Source organism: Streptomyces katrae, assembly GCF_000966975.1.
Taxonomy (GTDB): domain Bacteria; phylum Actinomycetota; class Actinomycetes; order Streptomycetales; family Streptomycetaceae; genus Streptomyces; species Streptomyces katrae.
The window spans coordinates 1-8402 of record NZ_JZWV01000928.1; the positions used below are offsets into that span (position 1 = coordinate 1).

Below are 8402 nucleotides of genomic sequence, written 5' to 3' on the forward strand. Positions count from 1 at the left end.
GTCCCGGGAATCGGGAAGGGGCGGGGTGGGGGAGAGCCCCGCAGGGACCTTCGAACTGCGCGGGCGCCACAGCGTGTTCGACGGGCCCACCGACTTCGTGTACCTCCCGCGGGACACGTCCGCCCGGCTGACCTCCGCCGGAGGCGGCCGGTTCGCGCTCGTCGGGGCCCGCTGCGAGCGAAGGCTCCCGCCCCGCTACGGCCCCGCCGCAGACGTACCCGTGGAGCTCCGCGGAGCCGGCCAGTGCTCCCGCCAGGTGCACAACTTCGCCGCCGCCGGGGCCTTCGACTGCGACCGGCTCATCGCCGTCGAGGTGCTCACCCCCGGCGGCAACTGGTCCTCGTACCCGCCCCACAAGCACGACGAGCACCACCCGGGCGAGGAATCCCGCCTGGAGGAGATCTACTTCTACGAGATCGCCCCGCACGGCGACACCCCCGGCGTCGGCTACCAGCGGGTGACGCCCTCGCCCGCCGGGAAGACCGACGTGCTGGCAGAGGTCCGCACGGGTGACGTCGTCCTCATCCCCGACGGCTGGCACGGCCCGTCCATCGCGGCGCCCGGCCACGACATGTACTACCTGAACGTGATGGCCGGCCCCGACGCCGCCCGGGAGTGGCTGATCCGGGACCACCCCGACCACGCCTGGATCCGCGGGACGTGGGCGGGGCAGGAGGTCGATCCCCGGCTCCCGCTGAACCGGCCCGCACCCCCCGCCCCCCGTCCCGAGGAGGAGACCCCGTGACCGCGCCGCGCAGCGTCCGGCTGACCACCGCCCAGGCGCTCGTACGCTTCCTGGGCCGCCAGTACACCGAGCGCGACGGCCGCCGGCAGCGGCTGATCGCCGCCACCTGGGGGATCTTCGGGCACGGCAACGTCGCCGGCATCGGCCAGGCCCTCCTGGAGAGCGGGCCCGACGCCATGCCCTTCCTCCAGGGGCGCAACGAACAGGCTATGGTGCACGCCGCCGTCGGCTACGCCCGCCAGTGCGGGCGGCTCTCGGCGCACGCCGTGACCACCTCCATCGGGCCCGGCGCCACCAACCTCGTCACCGGTGCCGCCCTGGCCACCGTCAACCGGATCCCCGTGCTCCTGCTGCCCGGTGACACGTTCGCGACGCGGCCCGCCGATCCGGTGCTCCAGCAGCTGGAGGTCCCGTACGCGGGCGACCTCTCCGTCAACGACACCCTGCGGCCCGTCTCCCGGTACTTCGACCGGATCACCCGGCCCGAGGCCCTGGTACCCGCGGCCCTCCAGGCGATGCGGGTGCTCACCGACCCGGTGCAGACCGGGGCCGTCACCCTCGCGCTGCCGCAGGACGTCCAGGCGGAGGCGTACGACTGGCCCGAGGAGTTCTTCGCGGAGCGGGTGTGGCGGGTGCGCCGCCCCCGGCCGGACACCGGCGAGCTCCGGGCCGCCGCCGAGGCGGTACGGGCGGCCCGCCGGCCCCTGCTGATCGCCGGCGGCGGCATCCGGCACAGCGGGGCCGAGGAGGCGCTGCGGGCCTTCGCCGAGGCCACCGGCATCCCCGTCGCCGCCACACAGGCCGGCAAGGGGGCCCTGCGCCACGACCACCCCGCCGAGGTCGGCGCCGTCGGCCACACCGGTACCGCCACCGCCGACGACCTGGCCCGCGCCGCCGACCTGGTCATCGCGGCCGGGACCCGGCTGACCGACTTCACCACCGCCTCCTCGACCCTCTTCCAGGACCCCGGCGTCCGCTTCCTCGGCCTCAACCCCGACCCGTACGACGCCCACAAGCAGGCCGCCCTCCCCCTGGTCGCCGACGCCCGCGAGGGCCTCGACGCCCTGCGCGCGGAGCTGGCGGGCCACCGGGTGGACCCCGCGTACGAGCAGACGTACCGCAGGGCCAAGCTCTACTGGGAGGCCCTGGTCGACCAGGCCTTCCACGCCTCCGACGAGGACGCCGTACCCACCCAGGCGCAGGTGCTCGGCGCCCTGGACGCGCTCGTCGACGACACCGACGTGATCGTCAACGCGGCGGGCTCGCTCCCCGGTGACCTGCACCGGCTCTGGCGGGCCCGCTCCTCGTACCAGTACCACGTCGAGTACGGGTACTCCTGCATGGGCTACGAGATCCCCGGCGCCCTCGGGGTGGCCCTGGCGGCCCCCGGCCGGCCGGTGTGGGCGCTCGTCGGCGACGGCTCGTACCTGATGAACCCGACCGAGCTCGTCACCGCCGTCCAGGAGGGCGTCCCGGTCAAGGTGGTGATCCTCGACAACCACGGCTACGCCTCCATCGGCGGCCTCTCCGGCGCGGTCGGCGGCGAGGGCTTCGGCACGGCGTACCGGTTCAGGGGGCCGGACGGCGGATACACCGGTGACCCCCTTCCGGTGGACCTCGCCGCCAACGCCGCCTCCCTCGGGATGGCCGTCATCCGTACCCGCACCATCGGTGACCTGCGAAAAGCCCTGGCCGAGGCGCGCGGGTCCGACCGTCCCACATGTGTCTACGCACAGACCCGAACACCCGACACTGTGTCGGGCCCACCCCCGGCACAGGCGTGGTGGGATGTTCCCGTGGCCGAGACCGCGACCCGTGCGTCGGCGGCCCGGGCCCGCGAAGAGTACGACCGGCAAGCCGCACAGCGACGTCGCCATCTGTGAAGGAGCAAGCATGAAGACCGTCAACCACTGGATCGGTGGCAAGACCGTCGAGGGCGCGTCGGGCAACTACGGCCCGGTCACCGACCCGGCCACCGGCGAGGTCACCACGCAGGTCGCCCTCGCCTCCGCCGCCGAGGTCGACGCCGCGGTGCAGGTCGCCAAGGAGGCCTTCCTGTCCTGGGGCCAGTCCTCGCTGGCCGCCCGCACCAAGGTGCTGTTCGCCTACCGCGCCCTGCTGGACGCCAACCGCGACGCGATCGCCGAGCTGATCACCGCCGAGCACGGCAAGGTGCACTCCGACGCGCTGGGCGAGGTCGCGCGCGGCCTGGAGATCGTCGAACTGGCCTGCGGGATCACCACGCAGCTCAAGGGCGAGCTGTCCACGTCCGTCTCCAACCGCGTGGACGTGGCCGCCATCCGCCAGCCGCTGGGCGTGGTCGCGGGCATCACCCCGTTCAACTTCCCGGCGATGGTGCCGATGTGGATGTTCCCGCTGGCCGTCGCCTGCGGCAACACCTTCGTCCTCAAGCCGAGCGAGAAGGACCCGTCGGCCGCCAACAAGCTGGCCGAGCTGGCCACCGAGGCCGGCCTCCCGGCGGGCGTGCTGAACGTCGTCCACGGTGACAAGGTCGCCGTCGACGCCCTGCTCTCCCACCCGGACGTCGCCGCCGTCTCCTTCGTCGGCTCCACCCCCATCGCCCGTCACATCCACACCACGGCCTCCGCCAACGGCAAGCGCGTGCAGGCCCTGGGCGGCGCCAAGAACCACATGCTGGTGCTGCCGGACGCCGACCTCGACGCCGCCGCCGACGCGGCCGTCTCCGCCGCCTACGGTTCGGCGGGCGAGCGCTGCATGGCCATCTCGGCGGTCGTCGCCGTCGGCGCCATCGGCGACGTACTCGTGGAGAAGATCCGCGAGCGCGCCGAGAAGATCAAGATCGGCCCCGGCAACGACCCGGCGTCCGAGATGGGCCCGCTGATCACCGCCGCCCACCGCGACAAGGTCGCCTCGTACGTCAAGGGCGCCGCCGACCAGGGCGCGGAGGTCGTCCTCGACGGCACCGGCTACACGGTCGAGGGCCACGAGAACGGCCACTGGATCGGCCTGTCCCTCCTCGACCACGTCAAGACCGACTCCGACGCCTACCGCGACGAGATCTTCGGCCCCGTGCTGTGCGTGCTGCGCGCCGAGACCTACGAGGAGGGCGTGGCCCTCATCAACGCCTCGCCGTTCGGCAACGGCACCGCGATCTTCACCCGGGACGGCGGCGCGGCCCGCCGCTTCCAGCTGGAGATCCAGGCGGGCATGGTCGGCGTCAACGTGCCGATCCCGGTGCCGGTGGGCTACCACTCCTTCGGCGGCTGGAAGGACTCGCTCTTCGGCGACCACCACATCTACGGAAACGACGGCATCCACTTCTACACCCGCGGCAAGGTCGTCACCACCCGCTGGCCCGACCCGTCCGAGGACCACGCGGGCGTCGACCTCGGCTTCCCCCGCAACCACTGACACCGCCTCTCCCCGAGCAGCGGGAACCCCCGGCCAACCCTCACCGGCCGGGGGTTCCCGCCGTTCGCGGTCAGCGGGCCCCCGCCAGGTCCGGGGCCGGCCGCGGCACGTCGGGGGCCGCCCGGCGGCGCCGGCGCCGTACGAGGAGGGCGAGGGCGGTGCCGGCCGCCAGGAGGAGTGCGCCCGCCGCCGGCCAGGGCACGGCCAGGAAGGCGGTCCCGGCCTCGGAGTCCACGTCGGGGTAGGCGGCGGCGCGGGCCGTCACCTTGACCTCCACCCGGTCCAGCTGCGGGGAGTCCGGCCAGGGTTCGGTCAGGACGATCCGCTGGCCGGGCAGCAGCGCCGGCTGGGGGGCGCGGGCGGGCCGGTCCAGCAGCCGGCGCCCGAACAGGCCCCGCGCCGCCACCGACACCTTCGGCTCGACCACCACGTTGCCCCGGTTGACCAGCGTGTAGGTGATGGTGGCCCGGGCGTCCTTCGTCCAGGGCAGCAACGGGGCGCCCCGGCTGACCCTGACGTCCTCCACGCTCAGGGCCGGGGTCAGCGGACCCGGCACCCGCAGGTACAGCCGGGCGCCGACCTGGCGCCGCACCCCGACCTGGACCTTGCCCTCCTTGGTGATCCCCTCGACGGCGGTGTTCAGCGCGACGATCCCGCCCACGTGGTCGCCCGGGGCCGCGTCCTGGGGGACCTTGACGGTGAACGGGATGTCCTTGCGGCCCTTCGGCGGGACGGTGACGGTGCCCGCCGCCTCGGGCGGCAGCGCGATCCACGTCCCGACGTCCCGGGGCCGGGTCTCGGCGGGCAGCAGGGCGAAGGCCCCGCCCGAAGGGGTGTTCATGGCGTCGGTGGCGAACACCCGGAAGGTGAGCTCCCGGTCGGAGGAGTTCAGGATCGTGACGCTGTCGCTGATCGCGGCCCCGGCGGCGCCCTGGTGGAAGAAGTACGCCCGGTCGGTCATCGCCGCCCCGGCCGGCGGCGTCGGGAACACCCCCCAGGTGCCGTTGTCCGCGGCTGCGGCGCGGCCGGCGGGGAGCAGCAGCAGCCCGCACAGGCCGAGCAGGAGGGTGCGCAGGACGGTCGTGCGCAGGCGCATGGGCGGTCTTCTCCAGGGTCGCGGCGGGAGAGGGGAGAGGGGTGGTGCGGCGCCCGGGCGCCGCACCACCCCGGGGCTGCGGGACGGTCAGGCGATCGAGAAGGTCACGACCGACTGGTAGGTGTCGGCGAACATGAACGGCGGCAGCTGGAGCATCGCCGCGCCGCCCACGGCGAACTCGCCGCCGGTCAGCTCGTCACCGCCGGCCGCCTGCGAGGCGACCTTCATCGGGGTCTCCGTGATCGCGCCCGGCGCGCCCGCGGTGCAGGTGCTGGGGCTGTCCGGGTTGGTCACCGTGCAGGACGGCTGGATGCCGAGCTGCGCCTTGGCCATGGCGTGCCCCGTGGTCTGGTTCAGGAACGGCGTACGGGTCGCCGTGACGTCCCAGCCCAGGGTGCCGCCGCGGAAGTCCTGGACGGTGGCGGCGTTGAACGCCCCGAACACCGACTGGGCCTTGCCGTTGACGGTCACCGAGCCGAAGCTGACGGCGGGCTGGCCGTCCTTCGGGCCGAGTGCCAGCGGCCCGGGCAGCACCTCGATGTCCACCGGGTTCTTCACACCGGCCTGCTCCTCGACGAACACGAAGGGCTTGGCCGGCGGGACCGAGCCGTCGATCTTGATGGCGTCGGCCTTCTTCGTGACGGTGATGTTGCAGGTGGCGGCGCCGGAGGCGTCGGCCGTGCCGGTGCCGGTGTCACCCGTGGCCGCGCCCGCGAGGAGGGCGGAACAGGTGACCGGGCCGGCCGGGAAGTTGGCGCCGGTGGCCACGACGGCCGTGCCCGCCTTGCCGCTGTTGGGCGTCAGCTTGGTGGTGACCGGGTCCTTGGGGAGGGCCTCCACGGCGATCGAGCCGACGGAGGCGCTGGGGCGCGGGTCGGGGGTGCAGGTCGTCGTGTAGACGGTGCCGCCCAGGTCGGCGTCGGTGACCACCTGGTCGATGGTGATCTGGACGGTGGTGCCCTCGCTGCCGTCCGGGATCTTGATGGTGCCGGAGAAGGCGGGCGGGTCGGACTTCTTGTTGGCTTCCTGGTGGCTGGGCACGGCCGGGCTGGTGACCGTCTGGGCGACCCCGCCGACGAGCAGCTTCGCCTTGATGGTGTTGACCGTGTCGATCGTGAACATCGGGATGACCGGGGTCTCGCCCGGATCGATGGTGATCGGTACGGTCTCGCCCGCCTTGGCGGTGTCCGGCACCGTGATCGTGTAGTCCTGGTTGCCGTTCGCACCCGGCTGCGGGGCGGGGGCCACGCACTTCACGGGGACGGGAGTGGTCTTGGTCGCGGCCTGCGCCGGCCCGGTCAGGGCCACGACGCCGCCCGTCAGGGCCAGGGAGAGGGCGCCCGCCCCGGCCAGCACTCTTCGTTTGAGCGTTCTCGTACTCACTGGGTCGCGACTCCTTCGTCATGACGAACCCTCCCCCCACCCGCTGTGAGGGGGAGGCCGAGCCGGTGCGGATGGCCGTCATTGACGCGTCGCGGTGCCGAGAAGTCAATGGATTGCCCGGGTGCGAAGCACACAGACATTGATGTCCCATCAGGCCCGGTCGGACGGGACATCGGATACCGGCCGGTCGGTGGACCGGCAGGTCGGGGCTCAGGCTCCCTTCGGCACCTGGAGCAGCAGGTTGGGGGTGCCGGCGGGCAGGTCCGCGATCAGGTCCGGTGCGGCGTCGCGGACCAGGGCGGCACGGACCTGCTCGGGGGAGCGCACCGTGCCGCCGGCCAGGAGCAGCGCGGCGGCGCCCGCGACGTGCGGGGCGGCCATGGAGGTGCCGGTGGCCCGTGCGAGCGCGGTCGTGGAGCCCTTCCAGGCGGAGACGACGGCCACGCCGGGCGCCGAGATGTCCACGCAGGGGCCGTGGTTGGAGAACGCCGGGTGGTGGTCGGTGGCGTCGGTGGCGGCGACCGTGATGGCCTGCGGGACGTTGGAGGGGGAACCCTTGCAGGCGTCGCGGCCCTCGTTGCCGGCGGCCACGGTGACGGTGATCCCGTAGGCGGCGGCGCGGATGACGGCGGCGTCCATGGAGTGGCTGCGCGAGCCGCCCAGGCTCATGTTGGCGACGGCGGGGCGCAGGGGGAGGCCGCCCCGGAGGGCGTCCTTCACCATCCAGTCGAGACCGCGCAGGATGTGCGACAGCCGTGCGTCGCCCCGGCAGTCGGCCACCTTCACCCCGACGAGGGAGGCCCCCTTCGCGCCCCCGTACGTCGCCCCGCCGACGGTGGCCGCGACGTGCGTGCCGTGGCCGTTGCAGTCGGCGGAGCCCTCCATCCACAGTGCGTTGTAGCCGGCGCGGACGCGGCCGCCGAACTCCTGGTGGAGGGTGTTGATCCCGGTGTCGACGACGTAGACCGTGATGCCCTCGCCGGTCGCCGGGTACGCGTACGAGCCGTCGAGCGGCAGCGCGCGCTGGTCGAGGCGGTCGAGGTGCCAGGGCGCCTGCGGCTGGCTCCCGGGACCGGCCGGCGGCCGCGCGAGGCCGCCGGCGGCGGGACCGCCGACGGGGCCGGCGGTGCCGGTGAGGGAGTCGGAGATCCGGTACACCGTGTCCGGTTCCACGGAGGCCACCCGGGGGTCGGCGGCGAGCGCGGCGGCGCGGGCCGCGGTGGTGCGGACGGCGAAGCCCTCGACGGCGGTGTCGTAGACCGCGTCGACCTGGTCACCCGCCTCCGCCGCCTCGGCGGCCAGGGCGCGGGCCGGGGCCCGGGTGGTGGTGTCCTTGAGGACGACGACGTAGGGGGAGGTGGCGCCGTCGGCGCCGTCGGCGTGCGCGACGGGGTGCGGGGGAAGGACGGTGGCCGCCGCCAGCAGGGCGGCGGCCGGGAGGAGTGCGGTCATCACGGTCATGCGGCCGATGCTCGGCCCGCCCGGTCGGCGGCGCGCGGAGGGTGCGCCGAGTGGCGGCACGACACGCCGCCCCGGCGGGCGCGTCGGCGCCGGCTTCCAGCCGCGCATCGTGAACACACCCTCGTCCCCGACCCCGACCCACGCCACCCGCCGAGCGGTAGGTGGCCCGGGCCGCCGCCCGGCCCGGGTTGGCGCCGCGCCCGGGCCGCCGTCGGGGCCTGGGCCTCCCCCTGGCCCGGGCCGCGGCCGCGTCCGGGGCGGCCGTCGCGCGGCCCCCCGCCGGGGTCCGCCCGCCGGACGGCTACGGGCGGGCGGTCCGGCAGG

The 8402-nt window shown here is 74.5% G+C and carries 6 protein-coding genes; 3 read left to right on the forward strand and 3 right to left on the reverse strand.

Going from position 1 to position 8402, the window contains the following annotated elements; genetic code table 11:
- From iolB to VR44_RS29805, 3 genes are all read left to right on the forward strand, one after another.
- The coding region (gene iolB / locus VR44_RS29795; RefSeq protein ID WP_045950731.1) for a 5-deoxy-glucuronate isomerase at window positions 1-745 on the forward strand (745 nt) is incomplete at its 5' end.
- Entirely contained in the window at window positions 742-2628 is a 1887-nt protein-coding gene (iolD, locus tag VR44_RS29800) for a 3D-(3,5/4)-trihydroxycyclohexane-1,2-dione acylhydrolase (decyclizing) (RefSeq protein ID WP_045950727.1), read from the forward strand. The genes iolB and iolD, both read left to right, overlap by 4 nt.
- A 10-nt stretch (window positions 2629-2638) precedes the next feature.
- A complete protein-coding gene (locus VR44_RS29805; RefSeq protein ID WP_045950728.1) occupies window positions 2639-4138 on the forward strand; it encodes a CoA-acylating methylmalonate-semialdehyde dehydrogenase in 1500 nt (499 codons plus the stop codon).
- Window positions 4139-4208: 70 nt separating this feature from the next.
- Here VR44_RS29805 and VR44_RS29810 read toward each other — a convergent pair whose 3' ends face one another.
- The 3 genes from VR44_RS29810 to VR44_RS29820 all read right to left on the reverse strand — a co-directional run bounded on the left by VR44_RS29810 (window position 4209) and on the right by VR44_RS29820 (window position 8078).
- A complete protein-coding gene (locus VR44_RS29810) occupies window positions 4209-5234 on the reverse strand; it encodes a WxL protein peptidoglycan domain-containing protein (RefSeq protein ID WP_045950729.1) in 1026 nt (341 codons plus the stop codon).
- An 87-nt stretch (window positions 5235-5321) separates the two neighbouring features.
- Window positions 5322-6617 carry a hypothetical protein gene (locus VR44_RS29815; protein ID WP_045950730.1) on the reverse strand — a complete coding sequence of 432 codons (1296 nt, stop codon included), beginning with the start codon at window positions 6615-6617 and terminating at the stop codon, window positions 5322-5324.
- A gap of 210 nt (window positions 6618-6827) precedes the next feature.
- Entirely contained in the window at window positions 6828-8078 is a 1251-nt protein-coding gene (locus tag VR44_RS29820; RefSeq protein ID WP_245692467.1) for a S8 family peptidase, read from the reverse strand.
- Window positions 8079-8402 lie beyond the last annotated feature (324 nt).

Coding starts and splice junctions, on each gene's coding strand:
- VR44_RS29820 (WP_245692467.1), bottom strand. CDS start 8,078: ATGACCGTGATGACCGCACTCCTCCCGGCCGCCGCCCTGCTGGCGGCG.
- VR44_RS29810 (WP_045950729.1), bottom strand. CDS start 5,234: ATGCGCCTGCGCACGACCGTCCTGCGCACCCTCCTGCTCGGCCTGTGC.
- VR44_RS29805 (WP_045950728.1), top strand. CDS start 2,639: ATGAAGACCGTCAACCACTGGATCGGTGGCAAGACCGTCGAGGGCGCG.